At 48.2% G+C, this 19,049-nt stretch carries 17 protein-coding genes, 1 tRNA gene, 1 pseudogene and 1 other annotated feature; of the genes and pseudogenes, 5 read left to right on the forward strand and 14 right to left on the reverse strand.

Features of this window, described 5'->3' with window-relative positions:
- Positions 1-104: 104 nt before the first annotated feature.
- From I2B62_RS05890 to I2B62_RS05950, 13 genes are all read right to left on the reverse strand, one after another.
- The gene (locus I2B62_RS05890) at positions 105-1,136 is read right to left on the reverse strand and encodes an IS30 family transposase (RefSeq protein ID WP_195268067.1); all 1,032 of its coding nucleotides are present in this window, start codon (positions 1,134-1,136) and stop codon (positions 105-107) included.
- A gap of 75 nt (positions 1,137-1,211) precedes the next feature.
- Complete coding sequence (locus I2B62_RS05895) at positions 1,212-1,913, reverse strand: phosphoadenosine phosphosulfate reductase (RefSeq protein WP_195268068.1); 702 nt, start codon at positions 1,911-1,913, stop codon at positions 1,212-1,214.
- A gap of 31 nt (positions 1,914-1,944) precedes the next feature.
- Complete coding sequence (locus I2B62_RS05900; RefSeq protein ID WP_195268069.1) at positions 1,945-2,892, reverse strand: replication protein; 948 nt, start codon at positions 2,890-2,892, stop codon at positions 1,945-1,947.
- A 156-nt stretch (positions 2,893-3,048) separates the two neighbouring features.
- Positions 3,049-3,267, reverse strand: a complete 219-nt coding sequence (locus I2B62_RS05905) for a hypothetical protein (RefSeq protein WP_195268070.1) — start codon at positions 3,265-3,267, stop codon at positions 3,049-3,051.
- Positions 3,268-3,573: 306 nt separating this feature from the next.
- A complete protein-coding gene (locus tag I2B62_RS05910; protein ID WP_195268071.1) occupies positions 3,574-4,464 on the reverse strand; it encodes a zonular occludens toxin domain-containing protein in 891 nt (296 codons plus the stop codon).
- A 209-nt stretch (positions 4,465-4,673) separates the two neighbouring features.
- Positions 4,674-4,937 carry a hypothetical protein gene (locus I2B62_RS05915; RefSeq protein ID WP_195268072.1) on the reverse strand — a complete coding sequence of 88 codons (264 nt, stop codon included), beginning with the start codon at positions 4,935-4,937 and terminating at the stop codon, positions 4,674-4,676.
- A gap of 10 nt (positions 4,938-4,947) precedes the next feature.
- Entirely contained in the window at positions 4,948-6,414 is a 1,467-nt protein-coding gene (locus I2B62_RS05920) for a hypothetical protein (protein ID WP_195268073.1), read from the reverse strand.
- Positions 6,415-6,652: 238 nt separating this feature from the next.
- Positions 6,653-6,737: transfer RNA gene (locus I2B62_RS05925), tRNA-His, on the reverse strand.
- A gap of 127 nt (positions 6,738-6,864) precedes the next feature.
- A complete protein-coding gene (locus tag I2B62_RS05930; protein WP_195268074.1) occupies positions 6,865-7,026 on the reverse strand; it encodes a hypothetical protein in 162 nt (53 codons plus the stop codon).
- 254 nt (positions 7,027-7,280) lie between these two features.
- Positions 7,281-7,547 carry a hypothetical protein gene (locus tag I2B62_RS05935; protein ID WP_195268075.1) on the reverse strand — a complete coding sequence of 89 codons (267 nt, stop codon included), beginning with the start codon at positions 7,545-7,547 and terminating at the stop codon, positions 7,281-7,283.
- Between the two features lie 23 nt (positions 7,548-7,570).
- A complete protein-coding gene (locus tag I2B62_RS05940) occupies positions 7,571-7,786 on the reverse strand; it encodes a hypothetical protein (RefSeq protein WP_195268076.1) in 216 nt (71 codons plus the stop codon).
- Complete coding sequence (locus I2B62_RS05945; RefSeq protein WP_195268077.1) at positions 7,773-7,967, reverse strand: hypothetical protein; 195 nt, start codon at positions 7,965-7,967, stop codon at positions 7,773-7,775. Before I2B62_RS05945 ends, I2B62_RS05940 begins: the two co-directional genes overlap by 14 nt.
- Positions 7,964-8,149, reverse strand: a complete 186-nt coding sequence (locus I2B62_RS05950; RefSeq protein ID WP_195268078.1) for a hypothetical protein — start codon at positions 8,147-8,149, stop codon at positions 7,964-7,966. The genes I2B62_RS05945 and I2B62_RS05950 overlap by 4 nt, the downstream gene beginning before the upstream one ends.
- A gap of 129 nt (positions 8,150-8,278) precedes the next feature.
- Positions 8,279-8,510, forward strand: a binding site (T-box leader).
- Positions 8,511-8,621: 111 nt separating this feature from the next.
- On the opposite strand from I2B62_RS05950, the gene ileS reads away from it, so the two are divergent.
- The 3 genes from ileS (at position 8,622) to I2B62_RS05965 (ending at position 14,903) form a co-directional block, all read left to right on the forward strand.
- Positions 8,622-11,741 carry an isoleucine--tRNA ligase gene (gene ileS / locus I2B62_RS05955; RefSeq protein WP_195268079.1) on the forward strand — a complete coding sequence of 1,040 codons (3,120 nt, stop codon included), beginning with the start codon at positions 8,622-8,624 and terminating at the stop codon, positions 11,739-11,741.
- 256 nt (positions 11,742-11,997) lie between these two features.
- Positions 11,998-13,584, forward strand: coding sequence for a helix-turn-helix domain-containing protein (locus I2B62_RS05960; RefSeq protein ID WP_195268080.1), 1,587 nt, complete (start codon positions 11,998-12,000; stop codon positions 13,582-13,584).
- A 14-nt stretch (positions 13,585-13,598) separates the two neighbouring features.
- Positions 13,599-14,903: a DMT family transporter gene (locus I2B62_RS05965; protein ID WP_195268081.1), complete on the forward strand. Its 1,305-nt coding sequence runs from the start codon at positions 13,599-13,601 to the stop codon at positions 14,901-14,903.
- Positions 14,904-14,955: 52 nt separating this feature from the next.
- Here I2B62_RS05965 and I2B62_RS05970 read toward each other — a convergent pair whose 3' ends face one another.
- Positions 14,956-16,224, reverse strand: a complete 1,269-nt coding sequence (locus I2B62_RS05970) for a phosphotransferase (RefSeq protein ID WP_195268082.1) — start codon at positions 16,222-16,224, stop codon at positions 14,956-14,958.
- A gap of 324 nt (positions 16,225-16,548) precedes the next feature.
- Between I2B62_RS05970 and I2B62_RS05975 the strand changes: the two are divergent.
- Together I2B62_RS05975 and I2B62_RS05980 are read left to right on the forward strand one after the other, a co-directional pair.
- Positions 16,549-18,012, forward strand: a pseudogene (locus I2B62_RS05975) (trimethylamine methyltransferase family protein); the annotation flags it as partial.
- A 26-nt stretch (positions 18,013-18,038) separates the two neighbouring features.
- Complete coding sequence (locus I2B62_RS05980; protein ID WP_195268083.1) at positions 18,039-19,043, forward strand: hypothetical protein; 1,005 nt, start codon at positions 18,039-18,041, stop codon at positions 19,041-19,043.
- Positions 19,044-19,049: the final 6 nt, after the last annotated feature.

A 19,049-nucleotide genomic window follows, 5' to 3' on the forward strand; every position in this document is an offset into this window, starting at 1 on the left:
AATACTATTAATGATTCCGTATAGTCCATTATAAACGATTTTCTTTAAAATATAAACCATTTTCTTCAGGTTTTGCTGAATTGCAAGTCAAAACGCGAAATAAATCACAATAACTTTAAATCCGAAAGGGCGTTCTTAAGACAATAGCTAGAGCTTTGAAATCCAAACATTTTCCGCGGGTAATTATTGATAAAATCGGTAATCTCTTTAATAGTAGCTTTGCTTATTTTTACAATGTTGGCTCCTTTGGGAATGAAACGCCGGATAAAGCGATTATAGTTTTCATTACTGCCACGCTCAAAAGCAGAGTAAGCATGGCAGTAATAAGCGACGGTGCGTTTAAAATCCTCATTAAATATGGAACCCTCGATCAAAGATTGATTGATAAATTCTGTGCCATTGTCCATGGTAATGGATTTAAAAACCAGTGGGAAAGCATGATGAAAGGTCTGCTCCAGATCATCGAGACAGGCCTTGACGCTTTCCTGTTTTTTATTAGGCATTTTATAGACATAGGAGTAACGGGTTAAGCGTTCCGTAATGACGAGTAAAGCCGCCGTTGAAGTGGTACACTGGCCGGATAAAATGCAATCCATTTCCCAGTGACCAAATTCATCACGGTTATTAATATGTTCGGGACGTTCTGTAATGGGACGGCGGTTAACGGCTACTTTCTTTGGCTGTCTTTGATAGACGGTTTTTTTGCGTTTATGATAGGGTAAATCCGACATTTTAAGGCCATCTAAGTCTTTATGCGTAACCGCGTTATAAATCGTTTTATAGCTGATCTGAACGTGATAATCACGCTTCAGGAGATAAGCCGCAGCTTCTGGTGAATAACCTTTTTTCAGTAAACGGATTAAGACGGTTTTCGTTTCAGAGGATTGTTCAAAGGTACGTCTGCGACCTTTAGCTTCACAGGCTTCAAGGTGCTTTAACTGCGCATAGTCGGCTTTATAAACAAAGATATCCCGATAATTTCCTTTAGCAATTTGTTTAAGCGTTCCCCGTTTAATCTCACGACAAATGGCCGAATAAGACTTACCCAGCTTACGGGCGATATCGGCTTTACTTACCTTTTCTTCCAACCAATTTTCAATTTTATACCGTTCACGCTCTGACAAATGCTTTCCCATGATCCTTACCCCCTGCAAAACAACAAGAAATATTTTACCATAAAACGACTTCTTACTAATATTTAGTATTTATATCTAGATCATAGCCAATTCACACGCAATACCGCAGTCTTGCATGATCTCTTTGCTTTTTCTGCCCCGATTTGGGTCTAATTCGTCTAAAAACGTCCCTTTTATACAGCTATGCCCGATTTCTCTTTCTAATTTTGCCATCCTCTCAAATACATCTGGAAAATCCTTTCTGATTTTATTCCAATACCACATACCTCCCTTCACGCAGCCGATACAATTATTGTTCGGATAACCGAGGTCGTACATTTTCGGACGTTTTATACCAAGTTTCGAGCAAATACCATGACAATCGCTCTTGCTTAACCCGTGCTCGATTAGCGGAAACTCGTGCTTAAATTCCGGCATAGATTCTACCAGCCTTTCCGCTCTGTATTTTTCTGAAATATCGTATCCCCACACATATGTTATCGGCTCATTCTGCTGCCTTTCCCAGTCTTTACGTACTCTTTTTTTAAGTACCTCTGTGCACTTTGCTCCATATGGGCCGTTCACATATCTAAACTGTTCAATCACATTTTGAACGTTTTTGTAACGACTTTGGAGAATCTCGATTTCTTTACCTAACACTTTCTCGCAATCTGTTAAAAAACGTAGACTATCCGGGTGTTGATTCTCAATATGGCAATACATAATCTTATCTAAATCTTTTGTGAGGTAGCAAGCAACAAAAGAGCTTACTCCCGTGCTAAACCAACTAACTTTCATAATAAAAACTCCTTAAAATTTAATTTTTTATCTATAACAAACTCAATTGGTCAAAGTAATCTTCTTTTTCGATTTTGTTCTTGTCTTTGTAATGCAATATTTTGTGTATCCGGCGCTTGAAGGCGTTGAAGGTCTCCGGGCTGACATGCTGGATGTTGTCGTACTGCTCCTCGAAAGGAATATTCGTGATGATATAGACCTTGGTATAGCAGGCGTATTTATTGGCGTAGCGGCAGGGCAGTTCAAGCGGGTAGCCGTCCAGATAGTTGAGCATGTCCTGTATCTTTAAACTGCTCCGAAACTCTTCAAAGATCACGACATCTTGGCTGTGGTAGTTGTCAAAGGGGTGCTGGTAATCGGTGATCCGGAAGACGTTCGGATAGCCGTATTTTTCCATGACGGAACGGGTTTTACCGGAGCCGGTCTTTCCGTAGATGTAGGTAACGTCCAGTTCCCGGAAGGTGTTTTTGTATTTTTCACTGGTGATGATCTGCCTTGCTTTTTCGATCTTGTCAATGTTCATAAGGAAAGCGGGGCTTTCTTCCATGATCTCAAAATCGCTGTAACCCTGTTTGATCATGTCATAGAGATCGGCCATATCGTTACGCTGGCCCTGTCTTTCCATGGGCATTTCACCCCACTCTTCGTGACTTTCCTTGATGTTGGTTTCTTCTTTTGAGGTATGGGCCCATTTGCCTTCCTTGTAAACATAATCCCGGTTTTGTTGGCTGGTGCCCTTAGCCATCTCAAAATGGGCTCCCTCAAAACGGTTCTTAACCGTGGAGAAGCGAACCGCGTTGGAACAGGCCATGTAAACATGGGTGTGAAAGGTTTCCTGTTCGCCGACTTCGTCACTCATGCACCAATAGACGCAGGACTTGAACTTTTCAAGCTGAGCCTTGATGAAATCATGGGTAAAACCCTTTTCCAGTGGGTTGTTGATGGTAATCTGCCATTTGCGTGTACGTGTATCTTTCATAATTTCCCCCTTTTGTCACATGCTTTTGGCACATGTCACACTTGTCACAAAGGTTGCGACTTTTTAAAAACGGCTAAAATTGGCCGTTTGATGGTTGTTTGTCACAGGTCACAGAAGTGTGCTAAGGGTAATACTAACCTTAGCACACCTCAATTTTTAAATATATTCAATGGCGCTGCGAAAATCCGGTAGCCAGATAAAAAGCAAAGCCAACAAAAATGCAAGACACATCATCAAAACAAAAGCAATTCTCATCACCTTTTCTGGGACAGAATTATTCTCACGGCCCAGGGCCAATGGGAACATAAACATAAAAGTCAAAAAGCCGGTCATGAAACAAGATACAAGCAACCGCATTAATAACACATAGTTCATTTTTAAATCTCGCTTTCTTTTGGTAATTAGGGCGCGCAGTCCGGTTCGGATTTTGGGCGCAAAAATAACAGCCCGCAGACATCAAAGGTTGCCCTTGTCCGGTTTTTCCGCGAACAGTGGTTACGCCTGGCGGCGTTTAGATTGGCAGGAATACCCCTGTTTTTAGATTGTATTAATGTTGCGTTTTTTGCGTTTTATTGATGCGTTCTGAAAGGTGTTGGGATAAGGCGAAGCGTAAAAACGCGGATACGGGGCATTTCGTGCATATTTTGACATATTGTACTTTTAATAAAACGAATAATTTTATTAATTATTGAATTTATATTTACTCAAAAATGAGTGTTTCTGCTGAATTTCGTCGTCTTCGTCCTCCTCAAAAAGTTCATGGACACGACTGGAAAAGTCGGGGTCTGCGGGCGGCTCAGCCGCGGCGGGTCCCCCTAAAGATTCCCCACCGCTAGCAGAACCCCCATCGCAGACCGCGACCATTTCCGTGTTGACTTGAACGGGCGGTAGAAGGTCTGAATCTATTGGACACAATGCGTCTGGTTCTTCCAGTCTAATTTCAGAAGCTAAAACGGCTTGTTTGACGGCTTCTTTTACCGTATCGTCTTCTCGATGGGTGAAGTCATAGAAAGTATCATAGAGCAGACCAATTTTGCGATTGTATAAGAACATCTCACTGCCGTTCTTCTGCTTGACGGTAATGTTCCGCTCAATGGCCACGAACAGCGGGAACGGCAGGAGCCGCCACAGGGAATAGTTATTCAATTTACGGTGAACGACTTCAATTTCACAGAGGTCTCTTATCTGCCGGTCGACTTGCTTGAGGGTCTGGGAAATGATCACGACCTCATAACCGTATTTGCGGTGCTGGGCGAAGAAGCCGCAGAACTCTAAACGGTCGGCCGCGTTAAAGGTGCGGGCGTTAAATTTCACAGAAGCTTCATCGACAATTAAAAGGGTCTGGTCTTCCATTTCTTCCTCATGAAACATGCGGGCAAAGGTGCGCAGATAGGCCACGGTCAAATCATCGTTCGGAATGTAGAAATACCGGCCTTTCATGTCGGGTACGTCTTTTACTTTTAACGGGAAGTTGGCAATCACGTTTTTTCCGGCCTGCAGATAGTGCACGATTAACTTGATGGAGTGCAGGGACTTTCCGGAACCGGGGGTACCGGTGTAGAATTTAATCATCGTCAAAACCTCGACTTTCTAGGAAGGAATGTTAAAACCAGAACCACCGTCAGCAGTATCAAACCACAGACTACAAAGTATGGGAAAATAGCAAACGCAGAATCAAAGGCCGATTCAAGTTGTGCAAGACGGGAAGCGGTGTCCGCGCTTACATTGGGATCCATTGGAACATAGTGAGCTTGGGGAATATGGAACATTTTTTCACCTCTCTAATCAACAATTTTAAAAACACGCAGGATAATGGACAACAGGAAGTAACCGATAATGGCGGCAATCCAGATATTAATGGTGGTCAGGATTAAACCAAAGGGAAAGATCCAGTTCATATATTCAATAAACTCTAGTGGCAGGGATAAGTCAATGGCTTCGGCGGCAATGGGGTCTTCGGGTAAAATGGCGATGATGCCGCCAAAAACGGAGCCGATCAGCCAGATTAGAAAGTTAATCACCATGATAAAAAGGTCTGCAATCAAGGGAACTCACCTACTTTACAAAAAGTTTTTTGGTCATCAGAATCAGGCCGAGCAGGAAAATAATATACAGAGACGTTTTGGCGATCTCGGCGCCAGTGTCCCACTCATGTAAGTCAATATGCCAGACAATGGGGGCTTCAAAGCCGAGCTTGGTCATGTCAAAGGTCATATCAAAGACCGGAGTTTTTCCCGGGGCGTTGACGGTCATTAAAAGGGTTTTAAAGGTATTCGGCAGGCTGAACGGGAACTTGTTGGCCATGTCAAAGTTGGCATCAGTCAGCGGGCTGGTATCAATGCTCATGGTGGGGATAAAAGCGGACTTTAAAAATTCCAAAAGGCCGGCAATAAACTCACCGATAGGATTGACCCAATGGGAGCCATCGTATTCGGGAGCCGTTGGCGTGGGGGTCGGTTCGGGTGTGGGCTCTGGGGTCGGTGTTGGTGTGGGTTCCTGATCGGGGGTGACGTCTTCGTAACCGGGGAGATCGGGCGGGTCATCGGTGACAGGGTTGTAGTTCTCCGGGAGGGTGGGGAGCTCATCGGCGGTGGGAGCGATGATTAAGTTCTCGGTCGAATTGTCGATGTAATTATTTATGTTGTTGATGACCGTTTGGGGCAGGCGGGTGGGAAGTTTTACTTTGTTGGCGGTTTTGGCGGTCATATTGGGAACTTTCATAGCACCTTTAGTCAAAGTAGAATCTTTAATAAAAAAGTTAATCGATGGCCCGATAAAAGAAAGCATTGCAGCATATTCAGACATGGAAGGTTGCCCGTAGTATATCCAGTTTTTACGATCTTCACCAACTTTAGTATAGTTATAAATAGGTACATCCGCCGAAGAACCTGCAGAGCCAACAGAAAGAATCATTCCACGACCACCATAAGAACGATCACAGGGTACAGCAGATATAGTAATGTTTTCATTTCCCGAATACTCACTTTTAATATAAACAGCATAGCTCGAATATGAGTAAGGATAAAAGTCGGAAGGTGTATTTTCTGATGTTGAAAAAACATCAAAGCCAAAAGCCGTACCAAGATAATATTGTCCGTCATATTCTGAACTTCCTTTATAAGGCCATACCACATCTTTCACCGCATTCAAAAACGAATACCACAGCTTACCGCTGTAATTGCCGGGGACAAAAATTTGACCGGAGGCAATGTCAAGGCCGAGCTGATCGACCTGGCGGAGGGCTTCGGCGTATTCCAGTTCAGTGCCAAAGTTTTCGTGTAGGTATTCGTCAGCTTTGTTGTAGATATTGGTTAGGTTTTCGGGGGTTAGGGTGGTGTCGGAGATGAAGCCGACCGCCTGAAGCCCCATCAATATTTCTACAGTAGCATAGGTAAAGGCTTTAACTTTATCAAAGGTGCTTGCTTTAACTGTTTTATATTGAAAGATAGGCATAATAGCAAGGTTAAGACATAAAAGAAAGACTAATGCTTTCAATATTATATTCTGATTAATTTTCATCATTGATTACCTCTCAAAAACGTGATAATATAAACAAAAAGGAGTTTATATTATGAATAATCTTACAAAATTTTGGATATGTATAATAATCATGGTTTTAGATGGTATCTTTTATTTTTATTCAAAACGAAAAGATAAACAAAACAAAAATAATAAATTGTCAAATATATGCTTTGCTTTAAATATTCTTCTCATTATTGGAATAATTATTTTATAATAAAAACCAATTGGCTAAATTAAACGGAAAGGGCCGGATTCGAACCGACAATCCCTGTATTCATTGTTGTTATACGCGCGTCAGACTTTACCACTTAAGCTACCTTTCCACGTGTAATAAGAAAGCCCGTCCACCAACCTAAACAGGAAGGCCGACAGGCTTAAATAAGGGGGAGCCTAACAGGGCAAAAGATGATCAGCAAAGATGATAAAGGCTATACCCTGTCGGGCTTGTGTCTAGTTGACAGAGGTGCTCAGTAAGCGCTTGCCCACGTTAAAGGCAAGAATCCCGATTGCAATTACAACACCAGCCGTCATGATGGGAATAAGCATATCCCCGATCTGTAGGGCCGCGTCTGTAAAGATTTTGATGATCGCAGTAGATGTCTCAGCAGCCATAATGCTCTCCTTTCTGTCCTTATTTTATTGAAGTCCGCAGCGCAACCCAGAGGGAACGCAAAGCGAAGCTTAATAACCATACACCAGTCCCAAAAGCGAGACCGATAAACATGCCTTGAATAAAGTAGATAAATAATTCGGGGTTCAATGTATCCGACTCCATTCGATCGCCACAATCATGGCGAGAATTCCACCAAAGATCAAACCAGCGATCACAAGTTCATACTGGATAATGATATCTCCGGTCATGATGGTTAGATGGCGGCGTTCTGGGACGCTTGAATTGAAACCAGATTGCCGCGTTCATCAAAGAATAACTGAACGGCTTTATCCACCAGATCGGTGATATTGAAGTCTAACTCATCAAGAAATTTCTGGGATAACCATTTATCAAGGGTCGCAAACCCGACCACATCTTTTTGTTTCTTCATAAAGTAGGCGTTCGCGCCTTTTACCGTCTTTCCGGTTTTCTTGCTTTCATATTCGACTTGTCGAATACCCACTAATACATAATCATTCATAATGTTTTCTCCTTTTTCGTTTTTTATTTATCTTTTGTATTATAATGATAGTGAATTTTCTGTCCGAGATAGACAGGCGGTTGACAGATAATGATACAATCTCCATCTGTACTGATATGAATCCAGGGAAGCATATCATTATATTCTTCCTGAAAGACCGCATCGTTATAGAGCTTTTTCAGTTCCTCGAGAGTTAAGGTCAAACAAGGCGGCGATTTTTCCTTTTTAAGTCGTCTCATGGGGGTCACCTTCATAAATCAAATTAACAAAGCTCAATAACTGGTCTAAATCATGTCGGTACAATTTATCATGATCAATTTGGGAAAATTTATCGGCACCACACTCAAAACCATAAAAGAAAGATGAAACGCTTAAAGAGCTGATATAATACAATAATTGGTCTTTTTGTTGTTCTGTCATTTTTTATTCTCCTCCTCAGCATCAAACGCATTATACAGAAAGTTAATAAAATCAAATTCCGGGTCAGACTGGCTGTAAAGAGATAGATCATTATCCAGAGCCGAAGCACGTCCCAGATCGTAGTTATAATGAAAAGCTTTTGTTGCAAGCTCCATCAGTTCGGAGCGTTGCGCATGTGTCATGCAAAAACCCCCTTAAAAAGTTCATTTGTTCTATGCGTTTTATTTTACAACTCAAGTTTTCTTCAGGTTTTAAAGAATTGACTTGATTTTCTTCAGAAAATTAGGTAAAATAGACTTCATGTATGAATATGAAAGGCAATGACGAGGACGCTGTGATCCCGTCGTTTTCCAGAGAGATAATCCGCGGGCTGAAAGATTATTAAAACAACGATCATGGAAATCACCTTTGAGCTGGGTTTCTGAGCCGTCGGGTTAGGAAACCACGGGAAACCGTTATCTTAAATAAAGTGGGCAGACCCCGCCAGAGGCGCAGTCTGTCAATTTGGGTGGTACCGCGGAGTTTTACAGCTTCGTCCCTGCGCGGCAGGGACGGGGCTTTTTTTAATGGGCCAGAGAGCGCGGCTGTTTCGGGCTTCAGGCTCCATTTATGCAATAAAGACAGACCTTTGAAATATAAATTCAGGAGGAGAAAATGGCAGTATTTAAAAACCTATCCAACACAAGTGTCAGTGAGACTGAAAATAAAATTGCCAGTCACTGGGAGGAGATGGACATCTTAGACAGAACCATCAAAAACCGTGACGACGCGGAAAACTTTGTATTCTATGAGGGGCCGCCGACCGCCAATGGTAAGCCCGGGATCCACCATGTGATCGCCCGTACCCTTAAAGACTCGGTCTGTAAGTACCAGACCATGAAGGGGTACCGCGTACTGCGTAAGGCCGGCTGGGATACCCACGGCCTACCGGTTGAGATCGAGGTTGAAAAACAGCTGGGCATCAGCAGCAAGCCGGAGATCGAAGCCTACGGCATCGCCGAGTTCAATAAAAAATGCAAGGATTCCGTTTTCAGCTATGAAAAGCAATGGCGTGAAATGAGCAAGCGCATGGGCTACTTCATCGACATGGAAAACCCCTACATCACGCTGGACAACAACTACATCGAATCCGTCTGGTGGATTTTAAATAAGTTCTTTAACGAGGGCTTTATTTACGAGGGACATAAAATTCTGCCCTACTGCCCGCGCTGCGGTACCGGCCTGGCGTCCCACGAGGTCGCCCAGGGCTACCAGGAAATCAAGACCAATACCGTTGTCGCGGCTTTCAAACGCGCCGACGCCGACGAGTACTTTCTGGTCTGGACCACCACCCCGTGGACTCTGGCCGCCAATGTGGCCCTGGCTGTCAATCCGGAGGCGGATTACATCCGGGCCAGGAGCAAGGGCGAGGTCTACATCTGCGCCAAGGTGCTGGCGCCCAAGCTGCTCGGCGATGACTATGAGGTCCTCGAGGAAATGAAGGGGAAAGCGCTGGAAAACATTCCCTACGAACGCCTTATGGACTTTGTGCCCGTGCCGCCGAATAAAAAGGCCTTTTTTGTTACCTGTGCCGACTATGTCACCACCGAGGACGGTACCGGCGTGGTTCATATCGCCCCGGCTTTTGGGGAGGATGATTATCAGGTTGGCCGCAAGTACAACCTGCCCGTGCTTCAGCCTGTGGGTGAGGACGGGAAATATACCGAAACCCCGTGGAAGGGCCGCTTTGTCATGGAAGAAGGCCTGGACATTGAGATCATCACCTGGCTCAAGGAAAACGGCAAGCTGTTTAAAAAGGAAAAGGTGCTTCACAACTATCCACACTGCTGGCGCTGTAAGACACCGCTTCTGTACTACGCAAAACCGAGCTGGTACATCGAGATGACCAAGATCAAGGACCGCCTCATCGAAAACAATAACGGGGTGGACTGGTATCCCGAATTTGTGGGCGAAAAACGTTTTGGCAACTGGCTCGAAAACCTCAATGACTGGGCCATCTCCAGAAGCCGCTACTGGGGGACACCGCTGCCCATCTGGCGCTGTGACGACGAAAACTGCGGCGAGCTGGCCTCTGTGGGCTCAAGGGTAGAGCTGGCGGAAAAAGCCATTGAGGACATCAGCGAGGACATTGAGCTTCACCGCCCCTATGTGGACGACGTTCACCTGCGCTGTCCAAAATGCGGCAAGCCCATGACCCGTGTCAAGGATGTGATCGACTGTTGGTTTGACTCTGGTTCCATGCCCTTTGCCCAGTATCACTACCCCTTTGAAAACAAGGAGCTGTGGGAAAGCCAGTTCCCGGCTGATTTCATCTGTGAGGGCATCGACCAGACCCGCGGCTGGTTCTACTCGCTGCTGGCCATTTCGTCCTTTGTCACCGGGAAATCCCCCTACAAAAAGGTGCTGGTCAACGACCTGATCCTCGACGCTGAGGGCCAGAAAATGTCCAAATCCAGAGGGAATACGGTCAACCCCTTTGAGTTGTTTGACCAGTACGGCGCCGACGCCCTGCGCTGGTACCTGCTCTACGTATCCCCGGCCTGGACGCCCACCCGTTTCGACGTCGAGGGCCTGAAGGAAGTACAGAGCAAATTCTTCAACACCCTGAAGAACACCTACAACTTTTTTACCCTGTATGCCAACACCGACGACGTGGACCCGAGAACCTTCTTTGTGGATTACGATAAGCGTCCGGAAATCGACCGCTGGATCCTGTCTAAATACAACCGCCTAGTGCAGGAGGTCCGCGGCGAGATGGAAATCTACGATCTCACCAAGGCGGTCCGCAAGATCCAGAACTTTGTCAATGAGGATTTATCCAACTGGTACATTCGCCGTAACCGCCGCCGTTTCTGGAGCAGTGAGCTGACCGAGGACAAGAAAGCCGTCTACAATACGACCTTCGAGGTACTGGAGGGACTGGCCCGCCTGGTGGCACCCTTCGCGCCCTACATCAGTGAGGAAATCTACACCAAGCTGACCGGTGCTGAATCCGTTCATCTGGCTGATTATCCGGCGGTCAACGAAGCCCTGATCGACGATGCCGTGGAAGAACCCATGGACCTGGTCCGCGACCTGGTAAGCCTGGGCCGCAGCGCCCGTGAGGAGGCGCAGATCAAGGTGCGCCAGCCGCTTTCCGAGATCATCATCGACGGCAAGTACAAAGATACTCTGGGTGACCTGACCAAGCTGATGGAGGAAGAACTGAACATCAAAAAGGTTGATTTTGAGGATAACCTGGGCGATTTCATGAACTATACCTTAAAGCCGAACTTTAAGGTGGCCGGCCCCATCCTGGGCAAAAATGTCAAGCTGCTGGGGAAAGCCCTGGCCGGCGTTAACCCGGCTGAGGTCGTCGCGAAGCTGGATGCCGGCGAGGTCTATCCGGTAGAAATTGAAGGCGAAACCATCGAGCTGACCAAGGATTTTGTGGATGTCCGCATCTCCGCCAAGGAAGGCTTTAACGTGCAGACCGCCAACAATAAGTTCATCATCCTGGATACCACGCTCAACGAGGACCTCATCAACGAGGGGTACGCCCGCGAATGTGTGTCCCGTATCCAGCAGCTGCGTAAAAACAGCGGCTTCGAGGTCAACGACCACATCGACATCACCTACCAGGCCGACGCAGAAGTCTGCGCCGCCATCGAGGCCTACGCGGATTTCATCAAAAAAGAAACCCTGGCCGAGTCCATCAAAAAGGGCGAGGGCAATCTGGAAGGCTGTACCCTCAACGGGCACGACGCCGCCTTTGGGGTTGAAAAAGTTCAATAAGCGTTTGGAGCCAGCGCGCCGTAGCACAACGGCACGCTGGCTTTTTATTTTGGCAAGAAAGCCTTTTCTTAAATGGACCGTGTTTTACATTTTTGATAAAAGCCATAAAAACCGGTGAATTGCCGAAAAGGAAAGCCGGAAAAGGGTGCTGTGTCGTTTAAAATTGAGCGCTGTCGAAAATGATAACCTTTACTTTTCGTAAACAGCATGCTATAATATTAAATTAGGATCAAACGGATGAGGAGGTGGAAATGTGTTGAATGATAAGAAAAAAGGGATCGAAAACTCCGGATGGAGCTGGTTTTTTAAAACCTCTGTGATCTGGATTCTGTCCATTCTGTTTTTTACCTTTCTGATTTACCGGTACGCCGGAGGGATGCTGCCGCCCGAGGGTCAGGCCGCCTTTAACGAAATCCTGCTTAAAATATCGGTGCTCACCATCATCATCGGCCTTTTTCTCAATTTCTTTATTCTGCAGAATTATTATATCGCCATCTCACGCATTGTGGGCATTCTGGATGAAAACACCAGCGCCCCCGTGGACGACTACTATGCAACCCAAAATCCCGCGGGCCATATTTTTCAGCTGTTTGACCAGTTTCATCAGGAATACGACACCTATAAGAGCATGGTCGAGCAGCAGCAGGACATTTTGTTTGAAAACTTCCTGGTCCGCCTGCTGAAGGGACACATTCAGAATGAAGCCGTCCACTACCAGCTGATGGAGGACTATGACTTTGATATCCGCAACAATGAGTTTGTTCTGGTGCTCTTTGATATCGTGACAGAAGATGACCAGATCGAGGACGATAAGCTGCGGTATATTTATGCCTTTATCAAGGAGAACTTCTCCTCCTACATGAAACGCATTTACCAGAGCTACGGCACCGAGGTGGACGGCCGGATAGCGTTCTTTATCCTGTCGGATGTGGCGTCGCTGGACACCACCGTGTCCGCTGTCGAGATTGAACGGATGGTCAAGCTCATGCGTGAAAACATCTGGAGCCGCTTCAGTTATGACCTGTGGGTCTGTGTGAGCAGTGTGAACCGCGGCATACCCGGCTGCAAGACCGCCTATTTCCAAACCGTTGAGACCTTGCAGAAGGCCCGCCTTACCGGCAGCGCGGATCATGTGCTTTTCTATTCGGACTATGCGACGGATAAGCCCTACAGGGGGAATGAGCAGCTGTGGTTTAAATACGAGCACCATTTTATCAATGCCATCAATGCCGGGGACTACGAGGAGGCCTCAAAGATTTTTAATAAGCTTCTGAAAAATGACTATATCACCAGCGCCTCGTCGCTGAACCTGGCCCGGTTTCGGCTGTTCGGCCTGCTGAATTCCATGATCAACGCCCTGGGAGAGGTTCGTCTCTCCATGAATGTTGAATTTTTTGACGAGCTGGACGCCCAGCGGCTCCTGCTGGAATGTAAATCCCTGCCTGAGCTGGAGGCTGTGTCCCAGAGCATTTTTGAAAAGATTAACCAGTATTCAGCCGTCGGCCAGGTGTCCGCATCAGACAGTAAAATGCAGCGGGTCAGCGAGTACCTGAAAGACCACTACAGCGACTGTAACCTCAACGCTGTGGCCGTGGCCGAAGAATTTAACATGAACCCCTCCTATTTCTCCAGAAGCTTTAAAAAGGCAGTGGGAACCGGGTTCAGCGATTACCTGTCGCGCCTCAGGATTCAGGAGGCCTGCCGGCTTTTAAAGGAAAGCGACAGGACCATTTCCGACATTGCCGAGGAGATCGGGTACAACAATGCCCTGACGCTGTCCCGCGCCTTTAAAAAGATTGAGGGCACCACCCCGGGCCAGTACCGGCAGAGCCGTCACAGGTAAGAAGGAGGACGATTATGAAAAAAGATCACCTCATTGGCTATAAACAGAATATTATAAGGTGCAATCTGGGTTTCCGGTACGCGCTCATTTGCGGCGTATGCTGGGGGATGGCCTATATCCTGATCACCTCGGTGATGAAAGCCCATCAGGGAGACAGCTATTCCATGACCATGCTGCCCGTGGTGCTGGCCACCTCCACCACCTTTATCGTGACCCTCATCAGCGGCGGCTGGCTGGTGCTGCGGCGAAAGTTCCGGGAATTTGTCCGGACGCTTCACGCGCCGGCGGTGGTGGGAAAGCTGGTTCTGGCCGCGGTTATGGGGGGCATCGCGGCTTTCTGCACCTATATCCTGGCGCTTTCCGACACGATCTTTTCCACCATCGCGGTTTTGTTTTATCCGGTGCTTACAGCCGTCATTGCCCGCAAATGGTATAAGGAGATCATCAGCTGGCAGTGTGCCCTGGGCATTGGCGTTATTCTGGTATGCTCGGGCCTGGTCTACCTGCCGAACCTTTTTGCCGAAAGCGGCGGCTCGCTGCTGCTGTCCCTGTTTGGTCTGGCGGCCGGCATCGGCTGGGGCGTGGAGGCCGCCATTGTGGGTAAGGTCTGTGAGACGGCGGACTCCGACGTCTGCCTGTGTATCCGCTTCTGTTTTGAGAGCCTGCTGTGGCTTTTGATCTGTCTGGCGCTGGTTTTTACGGGCAGCCCGCTCCTGTCCTCCTTTCAGCAGTATTTCCAGGGCCAGACCATGTGGATGATCCCCGCGATCGCTGTTTTTCTGGCGGTCAATTACAACAACTGGTACCGCAGCATTGTCTTTATTGGCGCGTGCAGGGGACCGGCGGTCAGCAACCTGTCCGGTTTTATCCTGTTGGTGCTCAGTATGGTTTTCTATCGGAACAATCCGGACTGGTTTACCATCCTGTCGGCCTCCGGGTCCCTGATCGGCGTTGTCATCATCTATATGGACTGCGCGAATTCGGACGGCCTGCCCCTGCTGCGGCAGAAAGGGGCCGTGAGCGTCAGATGGAAAAGAACCCGGCCCGGACGGCGCAGGCCGGTGGAGCCGCCCGCCAAGGCGGCGATCCTGGAGCGTTTGGAGGACACTCAGAAGCTCTGGGATTATGAGATTGCAGACTATATCGAGGCCTGTGAAAAGGACTATACCACCGAGTTCAGAGAGCTGGTGCGCGAATGGACGGTTGAGATGCGGGTTATGGGCCTGATCGAAATCGTTCAGGAGACCATTGACAGCGGCGAGCATTTTCAGCGGGGAAAACGCCTCTGCCAGTATCGGCTGGCGAAAACAGAAGGTTAAATAAAAAAAGGACGGCCACACCACGTGCGGCTATCCTTTTATTTTTTTGCTTTCAGCCGAGGGTCTTCCGGAAGGCGTCCTCGTTGTCCTCCAGCCATTTCAGGCAGGCGACAAAGTGCTGGGTGTAGAACAGGTACTCGTAGGGGTCCAGAGTGCTGTCGTAGACACAGGCGGAGCTGCACCAGCCTAGGTCGTAGAGCGCGCCCTGTACGGTCACCTCGTACAGATATTTCTTTTCGGTATCGGTCAGCGGCTCGATGCCGCCGGCTTTACGCAGCTCCTCATCGTAGGTTTTAACAAACAGGGCGGCGCGTTCCAGATTGATGATGCCGTTAGTGTCAGACAGCCAGGAGGAGAAGCAGTAGTGGATGGCCAGCCCCAGCTCAAACAAACGGGAGTCGATTTTGGCCATATCGTAGTCAAAGCTGCCGCAGACTTCACCGTTGTCCAGGTATTTAAAGTTGCCTGGGTGGAAGTCGCAGTGGCACACATTGGACACCATGGTCTGGTAGTCGGCGTCCGGGATCACGGAGCATTCGCACATTTTGGCAAAGTAGTCATAGTTGGCGTCGTAGTATTCTGTAAAGACATTTTCAAAGCCGGACTCCGCGTAGCTTTTGCGGTATTCCTTCAGGGTTTTCGGGAATTTGCGGATAATTTCGTTGACGGTGATGTCCTCATTGTCCATGATATTATCCCCGTGCCGCCCCTCAGGGTCGAAGCCGCGGGTCGAGTTGTGGAACTCGGCCAGGGATTTTGCCGCCGAGGTCACAGTAAGGTCGGCCACACCCGCGTTGGCCCAGTTGGGAATCCAGTCGTAATGGGCCTTACCGCCCACAAAGTTGAAAACGGCAAAATAGCTTTTGGTTTCGCCCTCGGTGGTGATTTCCGTGACCTCGTGATAGGTTTTTCCGTCCTTTGCCGGAATCGGAATCGCGCCGTAGGTAAAGCCGTTTTCCTTGGCGTGCTTTAGCATGCTGTGTTCAAAGAGCAGGGATTCCAGTTCCTTGCCGTTTTTGTACTTTCTGACAAACCAGGTCTGCTTCTCACCGTTCTTTTCGGTATAGATACCAAACGAGGTGTTGATGTATCCGCCGAAGATCTGATACACCTCCACCAGCTTTCCGATGTCATAGGCGTTTTCCACCAGGTCCCGCAGCTGTGTGTATAGATAGGACTCCCGCGTCTTTGCCAGGACGTCGTCCAGGTACGCCTGCATGCCGGAGGCCGCGTTAAAGATGTTTAACAGCGCCTGTGCGTTTGCCGGTGGATAATTCTTCATAATTTCGGTCTGCATTTCAATAAATTTTCCGTCTACCATTTTTGTATTCCCCTTTTTATTTATTGGGCCGCGCCATTTACCGGGCGGTCCTGATCTGTTTTCAGGATAGCACAGTTTTTTTGAAAACGAAATCAGCAGTTTTTGTGATGACAATCGCCCGGTGCAGAATGTCAAAATTTGATTGATCTGGAAATTTTTGAAGCTATTGGGAGGGTTTGCCCTCGTTTTTTGCCCCGGAACCATAAAAAATTGAAGGGTATATCAAAATTTGATTTTGACGGAAAGTGCATGCCAATGTCAGAACCTGCGCGTTGTCAGCAGAGAAAAAACAGGCTATGATAGAGCCATGAAAACGAACGGGCCGTTCAGAAAGCAAAAAATTCAGGAGGAGTAATAAACATGATGAATTCAAAAATTGAAGTGTTGAGTCCGGCAGCAATGGACCGCATACACGAAGCCAGTATGGAGATCCTGGCGAAAAAAGGGGTCATTTTTGAAAGTGAAAAGGCGCGCAGCCTGTTAAAAAAGGCCGGCTGCAAGGTAGAAGGCGAGATTGTGTTTTTCCCGAGAGCGCTGGTTGAGGCTTCTGTTAAACAATGCCCCTCAACCTTTAAGCTCCAGGCAATGGACGACGCCAAAAGCGTTAACTGCGGCGCGCAGCTGTCGGTTCATCCGGCAGGGGGCGAGGTTTTTGTTTCCGATTTAAAGCAGGGACGGCGCGCTCCTCTGTTAAAGGATTTTGCCAATATGCAGAAGGTATACCAGGCCTGTGAAAATATTCCCATTGCCGGTTATCAGCCCATGAGCCCCAGCGACGTCCCCCAGCGTTATAAAGGAATGTACATGACGTACGAATCCTTTAAACACAGCGACAAGCCGCTTCTGGCACCCATGGAGCTGGATTCCATCGCCGAAAAGGAAGAAAACCTGCGGCTGTACGAGGTGGCCTTTGGGAAAGAGGGCTACTGTCAGGACCACTATGTAACCTGGCATGCGGTCTGCCCGAACTCACCGCTGTACTATTCCGAGTTTGCCTGCGAGGGCATTGAGGTCTACGCGGCCTGGAACCAGCCGGTATCCATTGTGTCTGCGCCCATGTCTGGCATCACCTCGCCGGTATTTCTGTACTCGACCGTGGCGCTCCAGAACGCCGAGCAGATGGCCGGACTGGTCTACGCCCAGCTGATCAAACCGGGAGTGCCGGTTATCCTGTCCGCGTCCTTAACCTACGGCAACCTCAAATACGCCTCCTGGGAATGTGCCGCGCCGGACACCGCCCTCATGCTCATTGCCGCTACCCAGATGTATAAGGACTATTACCATCTGCCGGCCAGAGCCCAGACCGGTGTCACCAGTTCAAAGGCCATCGACTACCAAGCCGGCATGGAAACCATGCAGAGCTTTATCCTCACCGCCCTGGCCGGGGTTACCCTGACCAGTCAGTCCGTGGGCACCCTGGAAAACCTGATGTGTACCTCCTTTGAAAAAACCGTGCTCGACGATGAACTCATCGGCCGCGTACAGCACATACTGAAAGGGATGGAAACCACCGAGGAAACCCTGGCACTGGATGAAATCTACGAGGCGGATTTCCGCGGCGATTTCATGACCAATGACAGCACGCTGGACTACTGCCACGATGACTGGCAGCCCACCGTCTCGGACTGGGAAAGCTACGAACAGTGGGAAAAGAACGGCAGCCCGGATCTCATCGAGCAGGCCAGCAAGCGCGTTCAGAAAATTTTGGACGAAGCGCCGGAAATGGTGGTCGATCCCGCCGTCGAGGACGAAATGAAAAAATACATGAAGATGGTGGAGGAACGCTAAACCCCATCCCCCAAGAGAGGTAAATTATGTCAGCGAACAAGAAAAAGGGAATCCTGTTCGGGGTAGCCTCCGGGCTGTCCTGGGGATTTTACACCGTGCTTCTGTACAATGTTTTAAACCTGTACGCAGGAAGTACCGGAACCGTCGATAACTTTCAGGGCTGGATTCTCATCATCACCACGGCGCTGGTCATCGGTCTCTGCGACAGCGTTTTCGGACTGATCTTTGAATGCTGCTATCTGATAAAAATCGGCGAGTTTAAGGATTACCTGAAAATTTTATTCAGCAAAAGCTCCTTTGGCATTATACCGGCAGCTCTGTTTTCCGGGCTGCTGGGGGCCATTCCGTACTCCATCGCCAGCAGCTACTCCACCTCGGTGGCGGGCACCATATCGGCGGCTTTTCCGGCCATCGGGGCCATCGTGGCAGCCGTCTGGTTCAAGGAAAAACTGACCAAGCTTAAATTTTTCGGCATTATCCTGTGTATTGTGGGAACCGGCGTTATGTACGGTCTGTCCGGCGCGGGCGTTCCGATCTTTGTGTACGGCATCGCCTTTATCTGCGCGGTCGGGTACGCCATGGAGGGCTGTTTCGGCTATAACATGATGCGTGGGGACGTGTCCTCAACCGTATCAACCACCCTGAGAAGAACTTTCCTGCTGCTGTTATACCTGATTTTGATCATTGTGATCTCAACGGCGACCAATAATTTCGGTTATGTGCTCAGTCTGGTACAGTCCTTTGACATGAACGTGGCCATCCCGGCCTTCGCGGGGCTTGGTGGCGCTAAGATCGCAGTGTGGATCATTCTGTTTATCGGCTCCTGCCTGGGTGGGGTGTCCTACATCACCTGGTACTACAGCATGGAATACAGCGGCGTCGCAACCGCCCAGGTGCTCAACATCACCTACGGCATCTGGATCGTCATTATCCTGATGTTCCCGCCGTTTATGGAAATGCCGGGAATCGGCACCATTCTGGGCGCGCTGGTACTCTTTGGCGGTGCGGCCTTAGTCAGTAAGGAAAGTTAAATTTTA

Source organism: Eubacterium sp. 1001713B170207_170306_E7, assembly GCF_015547515.1.
Classification (GTDB): domain Bacteria; phylum Bacillota; class Clostridia; order Eubacteriales; family Eubacteriaceae; genus Eubacterium.